The sequence below is a fragment of the Kitasatospora sp. NBC_00240 genome, assembly GCF_026342405.1.
Lineage (GTDB): Bacteria > Actinomycetota > Actinomycetes > Streptomycetales > Streptomycetaceae > Kitasatospora.
Map to the genome: position 1 here is coordinate 5,077,092 of NZ_JAPEMU010000001.1, position 19,964 is coordinate 5,097,055.

Genomic DNA, 19,964 nt, shown 5'->3' on the forward strand with positions numbered 1-19,964 from the left:
GCTGGACGTGCCGGGAGGTGCCGGGAGGTGCATGGGACGGCCTCGGACGCGCCGCGGCGGGCCACCCCGAAGGGAGCGGCCCGCCCCGGCGCGCGGTGTCACTTCTCCAGCGGCCCCCGGGCGCGGACCGTCAGCCGGTCGCTGTCCTCGGCCAGCTCGACCACCACGGTCTGCCCGTCGTGGACCTGGCCGGACAGGATGGCCTTGGCCAGCTGGTCCCCGATCGCGGACTGCACCAGCCGGCGCAGCGGCCGGGCGCCGTACGCCGGGTCGTAGCCGGTGAGGGCCAGCCAGTCCCGGGCGGCCGGGGTGACCTCCAGGGTGAGCCGGCGCTCGCGCAGCCGCTCGCCGAGCTTGTGGACCTGCAGGTCCACGATCCGGCTGAGCTCCGCGGTGCCCAGCGGCTCGAAGACCACGATGTCGTCGAGCCGGTTGAGGAACTCCGGCTTGAAGGTGGCCCGGACGGTGTCCAGGACCAGGGCCTTCTTGCGGTCCTCCGGCGTGCTCGGGTCGATCAGGAACTGTGACCCGAGGTTGGAGGTCAGGATCAGGATGGCGTTGCGGAAGTCCACCGTCCGGCCCTGGCCGTCGGTGAGCCGGCCGTCGTCCAGCACCTGCAGCAGCACGTCGAAGACCTCGGGGTGGGCCTTCTCCACCTCGTCCAGCAGGACGACGCTGTACGGGCGGCGGCGCACCGCCTCGGTCAGCTGGCCGCCCTCCTCGTAGCCGACGTAGCCGGGCGGGGCGCCGACCAGCCGCGAGACGGAGTGCTTCTCGCCGTACTCGCTCATGTCGATCCGGACCATCGCCCGCTCGTCGTCGAAGAGGAAGTCCGCCAGTGCCTTGGCGAGTTCGGTCTTGCCGACGCCGGTGGGGCCGAGGAAGAGGAAGGAGCCGGTCGGGCGGTCCGGGTCGGCGATGCCGGAGCGGGTGCGGCGCACCGCGTCCGAGACGGCCTGGACGGCCTCGCGCTGGCCGATCAGCCGGCGCCCGAGCTCGTCCTCCATCCGCAGCAGCTTGGCGCTCTCGCCCTCCAGCAGCCGGCCGGCCGGGATGCCCGTCCAGGAGGAGACCACGTCGGCGACGTCGTCCGGGCCGACCTCCTCCTTGACCATCGACTGGCTGGCGGACCCAGAGGATTCGCTGGGGGTCGCGGCCCGCTCCTGGGCCTCGGTCAGCTCGTGCTCGGCGGCCGGGATCTCGGCGTACATCAGCTTGGACGCACGCTCGAAGTCGCCGTCCCGTTGGGCGCGTTCGAGCAGGCCGCGCAGGTCGTCCAGGCGCTCCTTGAGCTCGCCGACCCGGTTGAGGCTCTTCTTCTCCTGCTCCCAGCGCGCGGTCAGTACGCTCAACTGCTCGTTCTTGTCGGCGAGATCGCGGCGCAGCCGGGCCAACCGGTCGATCGAGGCCGGGTCGGACTCCTTCTCCAGGGCCAGCTCCTCCATCCTCAACCGGTCCACGGCGCGCTGGAGTTCGTCGATCTCCACCGGGGAGGAGTCGATCTCCATCCGGAGCCGGGAGGCGGCCTCGTCGACCAGGTCGATCGCCTTGTCGGGGAGGAAGCGCGAGGTGATGTAGCGGTTGGACAGGGTGGCGGCGGCGACCAGGGCGGCGTCCGAGATCTGCACCTTGTGGTGCGCCTCGTACCGGCCCTTGAGGCCGCGCAGGATCGCGATCGAGTCCTCCACCGAGGGCTCGCCGACGATCACCTGCTGGAAGCGGCGCTCCAGCGCCGGGTCCTTCTCGATCCGCTCGCGGTACTCGTCCAGGGTGGTGGCGCCGACCATCCGCAGCTCACCGCGGGCCAGCATCGGCTTGAGCATGTTGCCGGCGTCCATCGCGGAGTCGCCGCCGGCGCCCGCGCCGACCATGGTGTGCAGCTCGTCGATGAAGGTGACGACCTGGCCGTCGCTCTGCTTGATGTCGTTCAGGACGGCTTTCAGCCGCTCCTCGAACTCGCCGCGGTACTTGGCGCCGGCGACCATCGCGCTGAGGTCCAGCGAGACCAGCCGCTTGCCGCGCAGCGACTCGGGCACGTCACCGGCGACGATCCGCTGGGCCAGGCCCTCGACCACGGCCGTCTTGCCGACGCCGGGCTCGCCGATCAGCACCGGGTTGTTCTTCGTCCGGCGGGAGAGCACCTGGACGACCCGGCGGATCTCCTGGTCGCGGCCGATCACCGGGTCGAGCTTGCCGTCCCGGGCGGCCTGGGTGAGGTCGGTGCCGTACTTCTCCAGCGCCTTGTAGGTGCCCTCGGGGTCCTGCGAGGTGACCCGGCCGCTGCCGCGTACGTCCTTGAAGGCGGCGAGCAGCGCCTTGGGGGTCGCGCCGTACCGGCTCAGCAGGTCGGCGACGGCGCCGCCCTCGGCGGCCAGGCCGACCAGCAGGTGCTCGGTGGAGAGGTACTGGTCGTCGAGGTCGTCGGCCCGCCGGCCGGCCTCGGTCAGCACCGCCAGGGTGTCCCGGGCCAGCTGCGGCGCGGCCACGGTCGAGCCGCTGGCGCTCGGCAGCCCGGCCAGCTGGCGGCGGGCCTCGGCGGTGACCTGGCCGGCGTCCGCGCCGACGGCTTCGAGCAGCGGCTTGGCGATGCCCTCGGGCTGTTCCAGCAGGGCGAGCAGGATGTGCACCGGCTTGACGTCCGGGTTCCCCGCTGCGCCCGCCTGCCGGATCGCGGCGGACAGGGCGTCCTGCGTCTTGGTGGTGAACTTGCTGGCGTCCACTGCTGGGTCGTCCTCCTCTACGTCGGGGGTCGGGTCCGGCTGCTGGGCCGGCGCCCGGGGCGGTGGAGCTGTCGCTCCTGCTGAATACAGCATGCACTAAGTTGAGTCTATTCCGCTCAACTTTCAGATGAACACATCGGGCGGGTGCCCCCGGGCGGACATCGCGGGCCTCAGCCGGTCCGCCGGGTCAGCCCCAGCAGCTCCCGGGCCGGCCCGGACGGACGCTGCCCGGCCGGCCAGACCGCGCGCAGCGGGCGCCGCAGATCCAGCCCCGCGGCCAGCGGAACTTCCACCAGCCGGCGGGTCGCCAGCTCCTCCACCACCGCCAGCTCGCTCAGGCAGACCGGCCCGGCGCCGGTCATCGCCGCCGCCTTCAACGCCGTCGACGACGCCAGCTCCATCAGGGGCCGGGCCGCGCCGCCGTACGGCTCCAGTGCCATCTCCAGCACCTCCCGGGTGCCCGAGCCCGGTTCGCGCAGCACCAGGGCGGTGGCCGCCAGCTCCGGGCCGGTCAGCGGCGCGCGGCGGCGGGCCCACGGATGGTCGGGCGCCACCACCACGACCAGCCGGTCGGCGGCCACCACCGTGCCGGACAGGCCCGCGGCCGTGGTCGGGCCCTCCACGAAGCCGAGGTCCGCCTCGCCGGCCAGCACATGCCCCGCGACGTCCGCGGAGTTCGCCGTCCGCAGCGTCACCGAGGTCTGCGGGCTGACCCCGTGCAGGGCCAGCAGCCAGCCCGGCATCAGGTACTCGGCGACGGTCAGGCTGGCCACCACCCGCAGCCGGGCGTCCCGGTTCTCGCGCAGCGCGTCGATCCCGGCGTCCAGGGCCTGGGCCGCCTCGACCACGTTGCGGGCCCACTCGACCACCAGCCGGCCCGCCCCGGTCGGCTTCGACCCGCGCGGCGAGCGCTCCAGCAGAGCCACCCCGATCTGCCGCTCCATGCCCTTGATCCGGGCGCTCGCGGTCGGCTGGCTCACCCCCAGCTCGGCCGCGGCCCGGCCGACACTGCCGAGCCGGGCGACCGCGAGCAGCAGCTCCAGCGCGCCGAGCTCGGGGACGTGCGAGGAGAGAGGCATAGGCCCAGGCTATGCGCTCATAGGAGCGCGGGCGCTACCGGCACCGCGACCGCCCGGGCACGGTGGTGCCATGGCCACCCTCACCCTCACCCGCCCGCTCACCGGCCTCGGCCGCGCTCCCGCCCTCGCCGGACTCGGTCCCAACTGGTACGCCGCCGTGATGGGGACCGCCGTCGTGGCCAACGGCGCGGCCGCGCTGCCCGTCCGTCCGCCCGGCCTGACCGTCTTCGGCGAACTGGTCTGGGCGCTGTCCCTCGCCGCCCTGATCACCCTGGTGGCGGCGCGCGCCGTGCACCTCACCCGGCACCGCGAGGCCGCCCGGGCCGGCCTGTTCGACAACCCGGCCGCCGCCGTCTTCTACGGCTGCCCGCCGATGGCCCTGCTCGCGGTCGGGTACGCCACGCTGGCCTTCGGCCCGCGGGTGATCGGCACCGGCCCGGCGCTGGCCGTCGACGCCGTGCTGTGGACGGCGGGCACCGGGTACGCGCTGGCCGTCGCGGCCGGCATCCCGTACCTGATGATCACCCGGCACCGGCTCGCCGCCCAGGACGCCAACCCCACCTGGCTGCTGCCGGTGGTGGCGCCGCTGGTCGCCGCCGCCACCGGCCCCGCGCTCGTGCCGTACCTGCCGGCCGGCGGCTGGCGGACCGCGATGCTGCAGGGCTGCTACGCGCTGCTCGGCGCCGGCCTGCTGGCCACCCTCGCCCTGCTCCCCGTGGTGCTCACCGGACTGCTGCACAGCAAGCCGCTCGCGCCCGCCCTCACCCCCGCGCTGTTCCTGGTGCTCGGGCCGCTCGGGCAGTCCACCACCGCGACCGGCCAGCTGGCGGACGCCGCCGGGCCGGCCGCCCCGGCGCTGGCCCCCGCCGCGCTGGTGCTGTCGGAGCTGTACGGGGTCGCGGTGATGGGTGTCGCGATGCTCTGGCTGCTGGTCGCCGCGGCCGCCAACCTGCGGGCCTGGCGGGCCGGGATGCCGTTCGCGATGACCTGGTGGGCCTTCACCTTCCCGGTCGGGACGTGCGTCACCGGCGCGGCCGGCCTCGCCCGGCACACCGGCTTCGCGGGCTTCTCCGCCCTGGCCGTGGTGCTGTACCTGCTGCTGCTCGCGGCCTGGGCGGTCGCGGCCGTCCGCACGGTCGGCGGGCTGGCCGGCGGCCGGCTGCTGCGGGCCTGAACCGCCGGCGGCCCGGCAGCCGGTGCCCCGGTGGTCGGGGTCGCACTGCCGGGCCGGGCCGCCGGGCCGCCGAGTCGCCGGGGTCAGGCGTCGAAGTCCGTGCCCCGGCTGACCGGCTCCCAGGCCAGCAGCTCCGCGCGGGCCGCGTCGGCGTTCGCCAGGATCGCGTCGGTCGCGTCGTTGCCCAGCACCAGCCGCAGCGGGGTCCGCTCGGCCGCCAGCGCGGCCAGGATCGCCGCCGCGGCCTTGGCGGGGTCGCCGGGCTGCTTGCCGTCGCTCTGCGACAGCACCTCGCGGACCGGGCCGACCGTCTCCCGGTACGCCTCGACGGGCGCCGACTCCAGCAGTGCACCGCTGCCCGCGAAGCCCGTCCGGAACGAACCGGGCTCCACGATCACGACCTTCACGCCGAACGGGGCCACCTCCAGGGCCAGCGCCTCCGACAGGCCCTCCAGGGCGAACTTGGTCGCCGAGTAGGCGCTCACGCCGGCGAACGAGAACCGCCCGCCCATGCTGCTCATCTGCACCACCGCACCGGACCGCTGCCGCCGCATCGCCGGCAGCACGGCCCGGGTCAGCGCGGCCGGGCCGAAGAAGTGCAGGTCCATCAGGTCCCGCAGTTCTCGGTCGGTGTTCTCCTCGACCGCGCCGACCAGGCCGCGCCCGGCGTTGTTGACCAGGACGTCGATCCGCCCGTACCAGAGCAGCACCTCGGCCACCACGGCGGTGATCCGCGCCTGGTCGGTGACGTCCAGGGCGACCGGCACCACCCGGTCGGGATGCTCGGCGGCGAGGTCCTTGAGCGCCTCCGGGCGGCGGATCGCCGCCACCACGGTGTCGCCGGCCGCGAGGGCCGCCTCGGTCAGCGCCAGGCCGAAGCCCGAGGAGGCGCCGGTGATCAGCCAGACCCGGCCGGCCGCCGCGCGGGTGCCACCGGTGTGAGTGTTCGTCATGTCCTGCTCCCTCGTTCCCTGTTGACGGATCCAGTGAGCCACCCCGCGGTGTCCGACGTCCAAGACAGAGCTTCCGTCACCCGATAAAGGCGGCTTATCATCGCTGCGTGGAGCTCCGGCAACTGCGCTACCTCGTCGAGATCGCCGATCAGGGCAACCTGGGGCGGGCCGCGGAACGGCTCTACGTGAGCCAGCCGGCCCTCTCGTACGCGCTCCGCAACCTGGAGTCCGAGCTGGGCCTGCGACTGTTCGAGCGGCACTCCGGCGGCGTGAACGCCACCGCCGCCGGGCTGGACGTGGTGGCCGAGGCCCGCCGCACGCTGCGCCAGGCCGACCGGGTGACGGCCGCCGCCGCGCGCCATCTGCGCGGCGAGACCGGGGTGCTGCGGGTCGGCTTCGAGGCCAGCGGCGCGGGGGAGCTCACCACCCGGGCGCGGGCCGAGTTCGCCCGCCGCCACCCCGGCGTCCAGGTGACGCCCAAGCGCTTCGACTGGAGCGAGGAGGCCGCCGCGCTGCGCGACGGCCGGGTCGACGTCGCCTTCGTCTGGCTGCCCGCCGACCTCACCGGCCTGCACGCCGAACTGGTGCACTCCGAACCCCGGGTGGTCGGCCTGCCGGCCCGGCACCCGCTGGCCGGGCGGGCCGGCGTCGGCCTGATGGAGGTCAACGACGAGCCGCTGATGTGGACCGAGCGGGCGCCGCGCGAGTGGGTGGACTGGTGGGCCGTGAACCCCCGGCCGGACGGCTCGGCCCCGCGCTGGGGCCCGACCAACGACAACGTCGAGGAGATGCTGGAGCAGGTGGCCGACGGCGCCGCCATCTGCTTCGCGCCGGCCAGCATGGCCCAGTACTACGGCCGTCCCGACCTCCGCTGGGTGCCGCTCACCGACGCCGAGCCGCTGCGCGTGGTGCTCGCCTGGGCGGCCGGCACCGACAACCCGCTGGTGCGGGGCTTCGCGGAGGTGGTCCGGGAGCTGGCCGCCGAGGCCTGAGGCCCGGCCGTCACCGGGCGGGCCCGGTCGCGGAGTTGCCGGGATCGGGCCGGGGCCGGCCGCGGAAGCCCCCGGAAGCCCGTCACCCAACGTGCGGAATACGCTACGATCCGTAAGTCGTGATCTTGTCGCGGGCCGGGTCCGGGTGGGCGCGGGCGAGTCGGCCGGCCCCGACGGCCCCGCCCGGCCTCCGCAGGCTCCCGCGGCGCCGCCGGTCCGGGGCCGGCCACCGTCCGGCCGCATCGTCCGCGGCGACCGGCCAGGCCGCGTCGTCCCCCATGGAAAGCCCCGAAGTTGACGCCTGCCCTGCTGCCCTCCGCCGGCCGGGTCGAACCCCTCGCCCACGGGCCGCTCGCCCACCGGCCCCCGGCCCATGAGCCCCTCGCCCACGACCTCCCGCGCTGCCGTGACCGGCTGGCCCGGCGGGTCGCCGCCCGGGTGGGCCCGGACGGCCTGCTCCGGGCGCCCTGCGCGAGCCGGATGCTGGAATCCGCGCTGGCGCTGCGGCTGCTCACCGTCGAGCGGGCCGCCCCGCAGGCCCGCCGGCGGCTCGCCCGGTACCTCCGGGACACCCTCGACCACCACCCGCCGGACCTCTTCCAACGCGCCCTCGGCCGGGCCGCGCTCGGCCTCGCCGCCCCCGCCGACCGCGAGGCGGCCCGGGCGCTGGACGCCGTCGACCACTTCACCGCCGACCGCAAGCGGCTGATGTTCGCCACCCTGCTGGCCGAGCTCGGCGCCGGGGAGTTCCCCCGGGTGCGGCCGGAGGCCTACGACGTACGCGGCCAACAGAGCTGGCTCCAGCTGGAGATGACCTCCCTCAAGATCATGGCGGCGTACGGCGCCGGCTCCCCCGAGCTGGTCACCGGCGCGGACTGGGCCGTCCTGGCGCCCGCCGTCCGGCCCGGGCCGGCCTGGGAGGGCAACAACCTGGCCCGGCTGCTCGGACTGCTCGCCCTGCGCAAGCACCCCGGCCACCGGCCCGCCGTCCGGCGCGTTCTCGGGGACGTGCTGGCCGGTCCGGGTCCGGACGGGGGGATCCCGTTCATCACCGGGATGGGCCTCTTCGCCACCGCCACCGGCGGGCTCGCCCTCGTCCGCTGCGGGTACGCGGGGCCGCTGGTCGACCGGATGGCCGACGCCCTCGCCGGCCGGCAGAACCCCGACGGCGGGTTCGGCTTCCACCCCGGGGTGACGCAGAGCGACGTCGACGACACCTCGTACGCCGTCGAGTTCCTGCGCGGCGCCGGGGCCGCCCGGCACCGCCGGCGGATCGCCGCGGCCGAGCGCTACCTGCTGGACCGGCGCAACCCCGACGGCGGCTTCCCCACCTACGCGCGCGGCATCCCCTCGGAGGTCGCGATGACCGCCGGGGCGGTCAACGCGCTGGCCCCGAACCCGGCCCACCGGGCGGTGGTCGAGCGCGGCGCCCGCTTCATCGCGGCCGGCCAGCGTCCGGACGGCAGCTTCGGCCGCGGCTGGAGCCGCAACACCTCCAACGCGGTCTTCCGGGCCGTGCTGGCCTGCGACGCGGCCCGCGCCGGCGCCGGCCCGGCCGACCGCTCGGAGCTCGACCTGGTCCGGAAGCGGGCCGTCGGCCACCTGGCCGGGACCGCCAACGCCGACGGCGGCTGGGGACACGTCCCCGGCGACCCGAGCGACCCGATCAGCACGGCGTACGCGGTGATCGCCCTGGCCCGCTCCGGAGAGCACCGCCCGGTGCTCCGGCGGGCCGTCCGGCTGCTCGCCACCTGCCAGCAGCCGGACGGCGGGTACCTCAGCCGCCCGGACCAGGCCGGCCCCCGGCCGCTGCTCTACGACGTCCCGGCGTTGGCGGACGTCAGCGTGCTGCTCGGCCTGGCCCACGTCCCGGCCGGCCTCGCCGGACGGTGACCTGCCCGGCCGCCGCCACCACGGCTCCTGGGCCGATCCGCTCCGATCGGCCCTGGACGGCCCGGCCGCGGGTTCCGAGGATGGTGCCATGACCTCACTTCCCCCGGATCGGCACCCCGAGAGCCGGACCGTCCACCCGCCGGCCGCCGAGGTGGCCGGCAGCCGGCCGCTCGGCGTGCCGATCCACCAGGGCCACGTGTTCGCCTTCGACGACCCGGACGCCCTGGCCGCGGCCTTCAGCGACCCGGCCGGCGCCTTCCTCTACGGCCGGATGGGCAACCCCACCGTCCGGACGCTGGAACGCGCGGTCGCCGACCTGGAGGGCGGCGCCGCCGCACTGGCCGCCGCCTCCGGGATGGGCGCGATCAACTCCGTACTGCTCGGCCTGCTCCGCTCCGGCGACCACGTGATCGCCCAGCGCAGCCTCTACGGCGGCACCATGGCGATGCTCGGCGACCTGGCCGAGCGCTGGGGCGTGCAGGTCACCCACGTCGGCGGCGACAGTGCCGAGGAGGTCCGGCAGGCGCTGCGCCCGAACACCCGCCTGCTCTATCTGGAGACCATCTCCAACCCGATGACCCGGATCTCGGACGTGCCCGCGCTGACCGCCGTCGCGCGGGAGGCCGGCGTGCTCAGCGTCGTCGACAACACCTTCGCCACCCCGCTGCTCTGCCGCCCGCTCGACCACGGCGCGGACATCGTGGTGCACTCCGCCACCAAGTACCTCGGCGGTCACAGCGACGTGCTCGGCGGGGTGGCCGTCTTCGCCTCGGCCGAGCTGCACGGCAAGGTCTGGCACTACGCCTCCGAGCTGGGCGCCTCGGCCGACCCGTTCACCGCCTGGCTCACCCTGCGCGGCCTGCAGACCCTCGCCCTGCGGGTCCGGCGGCACTGCGACAACGCCCTCGCGCTGGCCACCCGGCTGGCGGCCCACCCGGCCGTGGCCGCCGTGCACTACCCCGGACTGCCGCAGCACCCGGACCACGCCCTCGCCGGCCGGCTGCTGGACGGCGGCCACGGCGGGATGCTCGCCTTCGAGCACGTCGGCGGCCGCGAGGCGGGCCACGCCTTCGCCGGGGCCGTCCGGCTCGCGGCCCTGGCGCCCTCGCTGGGCGGGGTGCACACCCTGGTCATGCACCCGGCGAGCACCTCGCACCGCCAGCTGGACGACGAGCAGCTGCGGGCGGCGGGCATCGGCGCGGGGACGATCCGCGTCACCGTCGGCATCGAGCACCCGGACGACCTGTGGGCGGACCTCGACCAGGCCCTCGGCAAGGCGGGCTGACCGGGCGGCGGCCGCCCGGGGCGGGTGCCCCGGACGGCCGCGGGTGCGGACACGCGGGCCGGACGGGGGCCCGGCGGGGCCTTGAGCGCTCCTGCCCGGGGCCGGACCGCTCCGTCAAGCGGCGGCGGCACCGCAGAAATAGGATGAACCTGCGATTCGCCGGGCGACCGGCCGGGCCGGGCCGCCGGTGCCGTACGGTCGCCCGCCCCGGGGAGATCCCGAGTACCGGTCGCACCCGCGGTGACCGGCCGCGGGCCCGTGACCCAAGCCCCTGGGAGGGTCGATGACCCGACGCCGACCCACCAGCGCCGAGGACCTGCTGACCGAACTCGGACGCCTCACCGCGCAGGCCTTGGAGCGCGCCGAGCTGCAGCAGGCCCGGGTGGAACTCGCCCAGGCCCTGCAGCGCGAACTGCTCCCCGGCGCCCTGCCGGAGCTGCCCGGACTGCGCACCGCGGCCCGCTACGCGCCCGCCCGCAACGGCCTGGACATCGGCGGCGACTGGTACGACGGATTCCGGCTGCCCGACGGCGCGCTCGGGTTCTCGATCGGCGACGTCCAGGGGCACGACGTGGAGGCGGCCGCCTTCATGGGCCAGGTCCGGGTGGGCCTGCGGGCGGTCGCCGGCATCTCGGCCGACCCGGGGGAGGTGCTGGCCCGGGCCAACGAACTGCTGCTCTCGATGGACTGCTCCCTCTTCGCCACCTGCAGCTTCCTGCGGTTCGACCCGGTCAGCTGGGAGCTGTCGGACTCCCGGGCCGGCCATGTGCCCGCGGTCTGGGCCACCACCGACGGCCGCAGCGGCGTCACCCAGGACGAAGGCGGACTGCCGATCGGGATCCTGCCCGGCGAGGAGTACCCGGTGACCCGGCGCCGGCTGCCGGTGCCGGGCGCGTTCGTCCTGGTCACGGACGGCGTGGTGGAGGGCCCCTCGTTCCCGATCGAGGCCGGCCTCGAACAGGTCACCCGGGTGGTCGAGGAAGGCGTCGGCGCCGGGGCCAGGGCCGGCACCGCCCCCGATCCCGGCGAGCTGGCCACCGAGATCATCAAGGTCGCCGACCTCACCGGCCACACGGACGACGCCGCCGTCCTCGTCCTGTGCCACGACGAGCGGGCCCGCGAGGCGTAGGCCGCGCCCGGTCACCCCGCCGCGCCCGGTCACCCCGCCGGGGCCGGTCACCCCGCCGGGCCCGGCCCGGCCGTCCGCGCGCTTCGTCCGCCGGACCGGCCGGTCCCGCCCGCCGCGGGGTGGCAGGGCCGGCCGGCGGAAGACGCCCCGCAGCGCGTGTCACGGGCCGGTGCCGGGTCGGCGGCGTTGTCTGATGGCTGTTGTGGTGCGCAACGAGGTATTCCGGCGTCTCACCGCAGCAGCCCTGCGGATCCTCGCCGTCGCGGCCGCCTACTTCGTGGCCGGCCGGATCGGACTGCTGCAGCAGGTGGTCGTCGGGGGCGCCAAGGTCACGCCCCTCTGGCCGCCCACCGGCATCGCCCTGACCTGCCTGCTGATCCTCGGCCCGCGGATCTGGCCCGGCATCGCGATCGGCACCCTGCTGGTGATCTCCACCATCGGGCCGCTGAACAGCGCCTCGGTCGCGATCGCCGCCGGGAACACCCTCGCCCCGGTCTGTTCCTACCTGATGCTCCGGCGGGTGGGCTTCCGGATCGAGCTGGACCGGCTGCGGGACGGCGTGGTGCTGGTCTTTCTCGGCGCCCTCGCCGGGATGCTGATCAGCGCGACCGTGGGCAGCTTCGCGCTGCTGCTGATCGGCTCGCTGCCGGCCAGCGGCTTCTGCGCGACCTGGTCGGCCTGGTGGGTGGGCGACGCGATGGGCGTCCTGGTCATCACGCCGCTGCTGCTGGCGCTGTACACCTTCCGCCGGCCGACCGCGATACGGCCGTACCAGTGGGTCGAACCGCCGCTGCTGGTGATGGTCACCACGGTGGTGACGCTGATCGGCACCCGCAGCACCCTGCACCTGCTGTTCCTGGTCTTCCCGGTGCTCATCTGGGCGGCCCTGCGGTACCAGCTGATGGGCGCTGCGCCGTGCGTGCTGGTGATCTCGGTGGTCGCGGTCCGGGCCGCGGTCGACGGCGTCGGACCCTTCACCGGCCACAGCACGCTCGCGGTCATGTTCACCCTGCAGGCCCTCAACGGCGCGGCGGCGCTGACCGCGCTGCTGCTGGCGGCCCTGATCGCCGAGCAGCGGAACACCTATTTCAGGATCGAGCAGGCCTGCATCGGGCTGGCCGAGGTGGTGGCCCGGCTGGCGCCGGGCGAGGACGTTCACCGCTGGCCGCCGGAGGACGAGGACCGGCCCGGCGACCGGCCCGGCGAGCACTGACCGGCCCGGCGAACACCGACCGGGCGCGGGGCGCGGGGCCGGGACGCGGGACACCGGTCCCGGCCGCGGCGGGCCGTCGGGCCCCTGTTCAGGACCGGCCGGCCGCCACCACCCCCTCGTCCGGCCGCTCGCGGACCAGCTCGGTCAGCCGGGCGAAGCCCTCGGCGCCGTGGCCCGCGTCCACCGCCCGCCGGGCGAGGGCGTGCGCGGCGGTCAGCACCGTGGCGTCCAGCCGTGAATCGCGGCGCGGCCTCCGTCAGTCCTCGTTCATCGCCTCGCCCGCGATGGACCTCGCACGGCTCACGGTCAGCACGGTTACCTCGTCGGCTCCGTCGGCTCCGGCGTCAGCGAGGCCGTGAGGGCGTCGAGCAGTGCGCACAGGACGGGCTGCTCCAAGGCGGTGTCGCGGACCGCCGCGTAGACCGTCCGGACCGGTTCGGGGCGCTGGAGCCGGTGGGTGGTGACACCGGGGTTGCCGTTGCCCAGTCCCAGTCCCAGGCCCAGTCCCAGTCCCAGCGACGGGATCACCGCGACGCCGAGGCCGGCCGCGACAAAGCCCTGGGCGGTGGCGTAGTCCTCGCTCCCCACCACGAAGTCGGGACTGAAGCCCGCCGCCGCACAGGCGTCGAGGACCGGCTCCAGGCAGGGGCCCGGCGGCTCGCTGCCGATCCACGGCTCGTCGGCCAGCTCGGCGAGGTCGAGGACGTCGTTGGCGGCGAGCCGGTGCCCGTGAGGCAGCACGGCGCGGTAGGGGTCGTCGCGCAGGTGCACCAGCCGGACGCCCGACGGGGGCTGGTCGTCGGCGCGGCGGACCACCAGAGCCAGGTCCGCCCCGCCCTGCTCCACCTCGGTCAGCGGGTCGCCGGTGTCGTTGAGCTTCAGGTCGATCCGTACACCGGGGTACTGGCGGCGCAGCCGGGCCAGCGCGGGCGCCACCACGGTGGCGCCGACCGAGGCGAAGTAGCGGACGGCCACCGTGCCGGTGCGCCCGGACCGCAGGTCGGCCAGCGCCGTCTCGGCCTCGGCTACCCGCCTGCTGATGACGTCCGCATGCTCGGTGAGCAGTCGCCCCGCCGCCGTCGGCCGCACGCCCCGCCCGACGCGTTCCAGCAGGGCGATCCCGGCCTGCTTCTCCAGGGCCGCTACCTGCTGGCTGATGGCGGACGGCGTGTAGCCGAGGTTCGCCGCCGCCGCCGTCACGGACCCACTGGCGACCACCGCCCGTAGGACCTGCATGCGCCGCACATCAAGCATGTAGAAATCCTTAATGATTGTGCATTTTCTTTCGCTTGTCCTTTTGTATCACCTGCGGCACCGTTCCTCAGGCGGGCTCGGACGAACTCGGACGACGTCCGGACAAACTCAGGCGAACTCAGGCGAACTCAGGCGGACCACCAGACCACCGGACCACCGGACGAGGAGCGACCAGTGAACAGCGGACCGCGGGCCTGGGCCCGGTTGGGCGTTCTCGCTCTGCTCTGGGGATCGACCTTTCTGTGGATCAAGCTGGCGCTGGCCGGACTGTCCCCCGTCCAGGTGACTCTTGCCCGCTGCGCACTGGGATCCCTGATGCTGCTGGTCCTGGCCCTGAAGGCACGCGCACCCCTGCCACGTGGTCGTGCCGTCCGACGTCATCTGCTCGTGGCGGCCTTCTTCTGCAACGCCCTGCCGTTCGCCCTGTTCAGCCTCGGCGAGCAGACCGTCGGCTCCGGCATGGCCGGCGTCCTCAACGCGACGACCCCGCTGTGGTCACTGCTGATCGGCCTCGCGATCGGCACCGAGCGCGGCCTGCGCCCGGTGCGTCTGGGCGGGCTCCTGCTCGGCTTCGCGGGCACCGTCGTGATCTTCAGCCCCTGGCAGCAGACCGGGCCCGTCGGCTGGGGCGCCCTGGCCATTCTCGCGGCCGCGGCCAGCTACGCCGTCGGCTTCGCCTACATGGGGCGCAACCTCGTCGCCACGGGCATCCCCACCATCGCCCTGTCCTCGGCCCAACTCGTCGCCGCCACCGCACTGACCGCACTGACCCTGCCCGCCGGCGGCCTGGCGCCCGTCCATCTCGCCCCGGAGACCCTGCTCGCCGTCGGCGTCCTGGGGATCTTCGCCACCGGGATCACCTTCCACCTCACGTATCGGATCATCGCGGACGAAGGCGCCACCAACGCCGCCACCGTCGGCTACCTGCTGCCGGTGGTCTCCGTCCTGCTGGGGGCGGTCGTGCTGCACGAGCCGCTCAGCCTCCGCATCGCCGTCGGGATGGCGGTCGTCCTCACCGGAGTGGCGATGACCCGACGCCGGCCCCGGCGCGCCCTCGGCACCCTCCGCGCCTCGGCACCGGCCTGACCGGCGCCCGGCGTCCAGTGACGTGCCACCTCCTCCGGAAGACCGAAGGCAATCACGAACTGCGCCCATGCCGGAGGACGGCAACAGCCGCTCGACCCGCTCCTCGGTTTTGGAACCGACCTCGGGTGCGCTCCAACACCCGATAACCTCGGCTGCGTTCAGTGTCAAGGGAGGGGACGGGCCGTGACGGAGCAAGCATTCGGGATCGACAAGATCCAGTTGGTCAACTTGCTGCGACGGGTGGCCGAGGGGGAGGCGCAGCTGCCGGAGTTCCAACGCGGCTGGGTGTGGCCGGACCACAACATCATCGGCCTGCTCGCCTCGATCTCTCGCGGATACCCGGTCGGCACTCTCATGTTGCTGCAGACCGGTGGTGACGTCCGTTTCAAGTGCCGCCCGGTTGAGGGCGCCACCCCGCCTCCGGGTGCCGAGCCGGACACCCTGATCCTTGACGGCCAGCAGCGGATGACCTCGCTCTTCCAGTCGCTCATGCTCGGCAAACCGGTCGAGACGCAGAACCAGCGCAAGCAGCGGATCTCCGGCTGGTTCTACGTCGACATGGTCAAGGCCCTCGACCCCCAGCTGGACCGTGAGGACGCCATCCGCCTGCTGCCGGCGGACCGGGTGGTGCGCACCTTCCGGGGCGAACCCGTCGAGGACTGCTCGACCCCGGAGAAGGAGTACGCGGCCCGGCTCTTCCCGCTTTCCCAGCTCTTCGCCAACCGCGACTGGAGCTACGGCTACGAGGACTACTGGAAGGCGCGCGGCGAGGACGGCCGCAAGTGGTGGCGGGACTTCGAGGAGGCTTTCGTCCGTCCCTTCGAGCTCTACCAGGTGCCGGTGATCGAACTCGGGAAGCAGACCGAGCGTCAGGCGGTCTGCCAGGTCTTCGAGAAGGTCAACACCGGCGGCGTCACCCTCACTGTCTTCGAGCTGCTCACTGCCACCTACGCCGCCGACGAGTTCGACCTGCGCAGCCACTGGGACAACGTGGTTCGGACCGCGTGGAAAGCGCCGGAGTACCGCGTCCTCAAAGATGTTTCCAACACCGACTTCCTGCAGGCCGTCACGCTGATGGCGACGGCCGCCCGGCGGGTCGAGGCAGCTACCGTCGGGGTCGACGAGGAACGGCTGCCCCGGATCGGCTGCAAGCGCAAGGACATGCTGGAACTGGGTCTCGACGATTACCGCCGCTTCGCGCCACTGGTCGTCCAGGGCTTCAAGGACGCCGCCAAGTTCCTCCGCCAGCAGTACCTCTTCGACACCAAGTTCCTGCCCTACGGCACCCAGCTGATCCCGCTCGCCGCGATCCTCAGCATGCTCGGCGAGCATGCCGAACCGGCGGGTGCACAGCTGAAGCTGGCCCGTTGGTACTGGTGCGGTGTCTTCGGCGAGTTGTACGGCGGCTCGACGGAGACCAGGTTCAGCCACGACCTCCCCGAGACCGTGGGCTGGGTGCGCGGCACGGGGGCCGAACCTCGCACCATCCGCGACGCCCGGTTCAGTGAGAGCCGCCTGCTGACATTGCGTACCCGCAACAGCGCCGCCTACAAGGGGATCTACGCCCTGCTGATGAAGGAAGGCGCCGTCGACTGGCGGACCGGCGAGAAGACCGAGATCACCGAGTACTTCGCAGAGGCCGTGGACATCCACCACATCTTCCCGCAGGCGTGGTGCGAGCGGGAGAACATCCCCAGGGGCAGCTACAACTCGATCGTCAACAAGACCCCGCTGACCGGACGCACCAACCGGATCATCGGCGGGGCAGCGCCCTCCTCCTACCTCCCCAGGCTCGCCAAGAACGCCGAGGTGGAGGCGGACACCGTGGCCGACCACATCCGTACCCACCTGGCTGATCCCGCGCTGCTCGCCAAGGATGACTTCGCGGGCTTCTTCAACGCCCGACAGCGGGCCCTGGTCGAGGCGATCGAGAAGGCCACAGGCAAGGCGGTCGTCGCCGAGGACGGCTACCCCACCACCGATCCGGTGGACGAGGTCGACGAAGACTGATCGCCGGCAAGCGCCCCCCGGACGACAGGAAAGCCCCAGGTCATCGACCTGGGGCTTTCCTTCGGAGCGGGCGACGAGAATCGAACTCGCGCTATAAGCTTGGGAATCTTTGGCCCTTCGAGCTGAAAACGGCCTCTGAACTGCGGCGATACCCGATCAGGCGGGCTCGCGACGGGTCCGCTTCCGACCGCTGCTGACCGTCCTCCACCGCCCGTTCTGGCACGGATCTGGCACGGCCTGATCAGGTCCCCCGACCCGATCAGCGCTCGCTCGCGGGCTCAGGGAGGATCCGCCACTGCCTCTCACGCCGAGCGCCCCTGATGACGGAAGCGGCGGCACTTCCGGCCTTCCCAACCGAGTGGGAACTCGACATGCTGAGCCATGGCCGAACGTCACAACCGACTCGGCAGGAAGCCGTCGAACCCTTCGACCAGATGCTGCCCCACCTCGGCGCCGGCCAGCGGGCTTGGCTCGCGGGCGCCTTGGAGCTGACGCTGCCCGGCCATGCCTGGCTGGACAGGCACAAGAGGTAGGACCGAACGTAAGGAGCGGAGCGCCGTAGAGCTGAAGGTTGCGTGGCCTCCGCCGGTGGCTGGATCGGCGATCATCGTAAGGCCCCAGCCCGCGCCGACCGCCGTGACTCCGGCGGCGCGGGCGCCGTGGAGATCGGCCTCAGGTCGCCGACGAAGGCGGCGCCACTGGGGGCGGCGCCGAGTTGGTCGACGGCGAGCGTGATCTAACCTACGGCCGTCCAGTTCCAGGGGCGGGGACCGTTCTGCCCCTGGATGCAGGCGAGGCGGTGGTGGGCCTCCTCGCGGTGGCGGTGCGGGTCTGCGGCGGCGTGCTGGAGGGCGAAGCAGGTGACCCGGAGTTCGCGGATGTCGCGCAGGATCGGGTAGCCGGCCCAGGTGGTCACGTCGGCACCGTACGCCTCGCAGAAGGCTTCGTAGTGCTGGTCGGAAACGGTGCCGAAGGTCCCGTGGCCCACAGCGGTGGCGGTGAGGTCCCATTCGGGCGGGCCTTGGGAGGTCCGCTCGAAGTCGAGGAGGTAGGCGGTGGCGGGGGTAACCGCGACGTTTCCACCCCAGGCGTCACCGTGGATGACGCTCGTGGGAAGGCCAGCAGGCAGCTCAGACCACGCGGCCTGGCGGTCGGCGAGGTGCTGGCGGAGCCACTGCCGCTGTTCGTCGTCGAGTGTGGCTGCATTGTCGATGCGAGCGGCGAGGCGGACGAACGGGGCCAGTCGGCCCAACGGGAAGTCGGGAATCGGGAGTTCGTGGATGCGGCGGAGGAGCGGTGCGATGTCTGCGGCGGTGCCGGGCCGGTGCTCGGGCAGTTCGTGCCAAAAGGTCACCGGGCTGCCCTCGACGTCCAACGGCTCTCGCAGGTGGTCGAGCGGGCGCACAGCCGGGATGTCGCAGGTGCGCAGCCAGCGGGCGACCGCCAGCTCCCGTACGGCGGCGTCCCACTGCCCGGGGCGGCCGACGCGGGCGACTACCTGGTGGCGCAGTCGCCACAGGGCGTTCTCGCCGATGCGGATGGGCTCAGCCTGGTCCGCTGACAGGCCTGCGGCGGCGCAGGCCTTCAGCAGCAGTGCGTGGGAATCGGCGGCGCTGGTCACACCACCACCGTAGAGGTGATCTGCTCGCGCAGGTCCCGGATGCCGGAGGTCGTGCGGTGACGGTGGGCGATGCGGCTCAGCTCGCCCAGCTCGTGGTTGGCGCGCAGTGAGCGGAGTTGGCTCACCTCGGCGAGCGCGATGCGGCCGTCCGCCAGTGCCTGTTCGGGGTCGCCGGCTGCCATACGTAGGGAGGCCAGCTTCGTTCGCGAGAAGGTGCGGGACCTGGCGAATCCGTCGCCGTGGCTGTCGACGGCGGTCTGCAGTCGCTGGAGCGCTTCCTGCGGCGGGTGGCCGGCGAGTGCGAGGTCGAACAGGGCATGGCCGGTGTCGCCGTGGTGCTGGGCGCCGTCGTAGTAGGCCATCCACGGTCCCTCGTTGGCGGGGACGATCGAGGCGAAGAGTTCGTCGGACGCTCCGATCGCCGCCAGCGTCTGATGGGTGCGGCCCATTTTGGCGAGGGCTCGGGCGCGGGCGTTGTGGAGCATGGAGCATTCGGCAGGGGAGAGACGATCCGCTCGGGCGAGGCCGAGTTCGGCCAGGGTGAGTCCGGAGTCCGGATCGCCGCGCCAGGTGGCCTGTCGGGAGCGCAGGTTGTAGGAGATGGCGCGCAGCGGCCAGTTGTCCACTTCCTCGGCGCAGGAGGTGGCAAAGGCGAAGAGACGATGGGCGTCTTCGTGGGCGAAGGCGTCGAAGGCCGAGGCGCCTACGACGGTGGCCAGGCGGCTGACGGCGCTGAACAGTCCGGCTCTGAGCGGGGCAGGGCAGTTGCTGTTCAGCAGACTGGCCGCCCAGTGGAGTTGGGCGAGGGCGGTGTCTCGGACGACGCCGGCGCCGCCGTAGAGGTTGTCCCAACTGCGTAGGGTGGATGCGGCCGTTCGGATCTGCTCGACGTCGGTGGGCCGCACCGCGGAGGGGGTGGCGGCGGCTGGTGCTGTGTTCATCAGCTGGAGCAGGGGTCCGGCGGCGAGAACAGTGCTGGTCGCGGCAAGGAAGTTCCGTCGTTCCATGGGAATGGACTCGTTCCACTTGGGAGCGGACAGTGGTCCCTCCAGCGTGCCTCCGACCCCGGCCTCTCGGGGAGGGATTGCGGCCCCGCCGGGCGAGTTGTCCATTTCCCGGGAGCGGTTGTCCATTTCAGCGTCAGCTAGCGCGACGCTTCGTGAGAGGACGCCGCCGGTATCCAGCGCGGCGTCCAGCGCCGTCGCATGCCGGAGCCGGCAGGGACGTTCGGCCCGCTCGAACTTGCTGATCAGGTCACCACTCAGGTGGACCAGGACACCGAGTTCGTCCTGGCTCAGCTTCCGTAATTCGCGCCAGTGTCGGAGTTCGGCGCCAAGCCAGTGGGCTGCCGATCGGGTCGGGTCCAACGGCTTTGGCGGTCGCGGCATTTGGTCCCCCGAGGCGTCTCTTGTGGACAACGGTGCTGTCCGATTGCCGGTACTGGCCAGGCAGTCCGTGGCAGGGCTGAATGTCTCTCAAGCGCTCACGCTCCATTACACACCGCTACTGGTGCGCTGTGGAGAGACTTCGGTGCTATCCACGCGATCAGATATAT

Annotated in this window: 15 protein-coding genes and 1 pseudogene; 8 read left to right on the plus strand and 8 right to left on the minus strand. The window is 73.3% G+C overall.

Annotated elements, in window-relative coordinates:
- Positions 1 to 98: 98 nt before the first annotated feature.
- Both clpB and OG689_RS21515 read right to left on the minus strand, forming a co-directional pair.
- The gene (gene clpB / locus OG689_RS21510; protein ID WP_266322551.1) at positions 99 to 2,720 is read right to left on the minus strand and encodes an ATP-dependent chaperone ClpB; all 2,622 of its coding nucleotides are present in this window, start codon (positions 2,718 to 2,720) and stop codon (positions 99 to 101) included.
- A gap of 170 nt (positions 2,721 to 2,890) precedes the next feature.
- Entirely contained in the window at positions 2,891 to 3,799 is a 909-nt protein-coding gene (locus OG689_RS21515; protein WP_266322552.1) for a LysR family transcriptional regulator, read from the minus strand.
- A gap of 70 nt (positions 3,800 to 3,869) precedes the next feature.
- On the opposite strand from OG689_RS21515, the gene OG689_RS21520 reads away from it, so the two are divergent.
- Positions 3,870 to 4,973, plus strand: a complete 1,104-nt coding sequence (locus OG689_RS21520) for a C4-dicarboxylate ABC transporter (RefSeq protein WP_266322553.1) — start codon at positions 3,870 to 3,872, stop codon at positions 4,971 to 4,973.
- 83 nt (positions 4,974 to 5,056) lie between these two features.
- Here OG689_RS21520 and OG689_RS21525 read toward each other — a convergent pair whose 3' ends face one another.
- Positions 5,057 to 5,926, minus strand: coding sequence for an oxidoreductase (locus OG689_RS21525; protein WP_266322554.1), 870 nt, complete (start codon positions 5,924 to 5,926; stop codon positions 5,057 to 5,059).
- A 107-nt stretch (positions 5,927 to 6,033) separates the two neighbouring features.
- Between OG689_RS21525 and OG689_RS21530 the strand changes: the two genes are divergently transcribed.
- From OG689_RS21530 to OG689_RS21550, 5 genes are all read left to right on the plus strand, one after another.
- Complete coding sequence (locus tag OG689_RS21530) at positions 6,034 to 6,918, plus strand: LysR family transcriptional regulator (RefSeq protein ID WP_266322555.1); 885 nt, start codon at positions 6,034 to 6,036, stop codon at positions 6,916 to 6,918.
- 294 nt (positions 6,919 to 7,212) lie between these two features.
- The gene (locus OG689_RS21535) at positions 7,213 to 8,811 is read left to right on the plus strand and encodes a prenyltransferase/squalene oxidase repeat-containing protein (protein WP_266322556.1); all 1,599 of its coding nucleotides are present in this window, start codon (positions 7,213 to 7,215) and stop codon (positions 8,809 to 8,811) included.
- 88 nt (positions 8,812 to 8,899) lie between these two features.
- Positions 8,900 to 10,096 carry an aminotransferase class I/II-fold pyridoxal phosphate-dependent enzyme gene (locus OG689_RS21540; protein WP_266322557.1) on the plus strand — a complete coding sequence of 399 codons (1,197 nt, stop codon included), beginning with the start codon at positions 8,900 to 8,902 and terminating at the stop codon, positions 10,094 to 10,096.
- A gap of 283 nt (positions 10,097 to 10,379) precedes the next feature.
- Positions 10,380 to 11,225: a PP2C family protein-serine/threonine phosphatase gene (locus OG689_RS21545; RefSeq protein ID WP_266322559.1), complete on the plus strand. Its 846-nt coding sequence runs from the start codon at positions 10,380 to 10,382 to the stop codon at positions 11,223 to 11,225.
- A gap of 202 nt (positions 11,226 to 11,427) precedes the next feature.
- Entirely contained in the window at positions 11,428 to 12,438 is a 1,011-nt protein-coding gene (locus tag OG689_RS21550) for an MASE1 domain-containing protein (RefSeq protein ID WP_266327327.1), read from the plus strand.
- 88 nt (positions 12,439 to 12,526) lie between these two features.
- On the opposite strand, the gene OG689_RS21555 is transcribed toward OG689_RS21550, so the two are convergent.
- Positions 12,527 to 12,670, minus strand: coding sequence for a hypothetical protein (locus tag OG689_RS21555; RefSeq protein ID WP_323189384.1), 144 nt, complete (start codon positions 12,668 to 12,670; stop codon positions 12,527 to 12,529).
- 83 nt (positions 12,671 to 12,753) lie between these two features.
- Positions 12,754 to 13,692: a LysR family transcriptional regulator gene (locus OG689_RS21560; RefSeq protein WP_266322561.1), complete on the minus strand. Its 939-nt coding sequence runs from the start codon at positions 13,690 to 13,692 to the stop codon at positions 12,754 to 12,756.
- Positions 13,693 to 13,866: 174 nt separating this feature from the next.
- On the opposite strand from OG689_RS21560, the gene OG689_RS21565 reads away from it, so the two are divergent.
- Together OG689_RS21565 and OG689_RS21570 are read left to right on the plus strand one after the other, a co-directional pair.
- Positions 13,867 to 14,778 carry a DMT family transporter gene (locus OG689_RS21565; protein WP_266322562.1) on the plus strand — a complete coding sequence of 304 codons (912 nt, stop codon included), beginning with the start codon at positions 13,867 to 13,869 and terminating at the stop codon, positions 14,776 to 14,778.
- Between the two features lie 183 nt (positions 14,779 to 14,961).
- On the plus strand, positions 14,962 to 16,788 hold the full coding sequence (locus OG689_RS21570) for a DUF262 domain-containing protein (protein WP_266322563.1): 1,827 nt from the start codon (positions 14,962 to 14,964) through the stop codon (positions 16,786 to 16,788).
- A 736-nt stretch (positions 16,789 to 17,524) separates the two neighbouring features.
- Here OG689_RS21570 and OG689_RS21575 read toward each other — a convergent pair.
- From OG689_RS21575 to OG689_RS21585, 3 genes and pseudogenes are all read right to left on the minus strand, one after another.
- On the minus strand, positions 17,525 to 18,409 hold the full coding sequence (locus OG689_RS21575) for an aminoglycoside phosphotransferase family protein (RefSeq protein ID WP_266322564.1): 885 nt from the start codon (positions 18,407 to 18,409) through the stop codon (positions 17,525 to 17,527).
- Complete coding sequence (locus OG689_RS21580) at positions 18,406 to 19,416, minus strand: hypothetical protein (protein WP_266327329.1); 1,011 nt, start codon at positions 19,414 to 19,416, stop codon at positions 18,406 to 18,408. Before OG689_RS21580 ends, OG689_RS21575 begins: the two co-directional genes overlap by 4 nt.
- A gap of 168 nt (positions 19,417 to 19,584) precedes the next feature.
- Positions 19,585 to 19,797: pseudogene (locus OG689_RS21585) on the minus strand (helix-turn-helix domain-containing protein); the annotation flags it as partial.
- Positions 19,798 to 19,964: the final 167 nt, after the last annotated feature.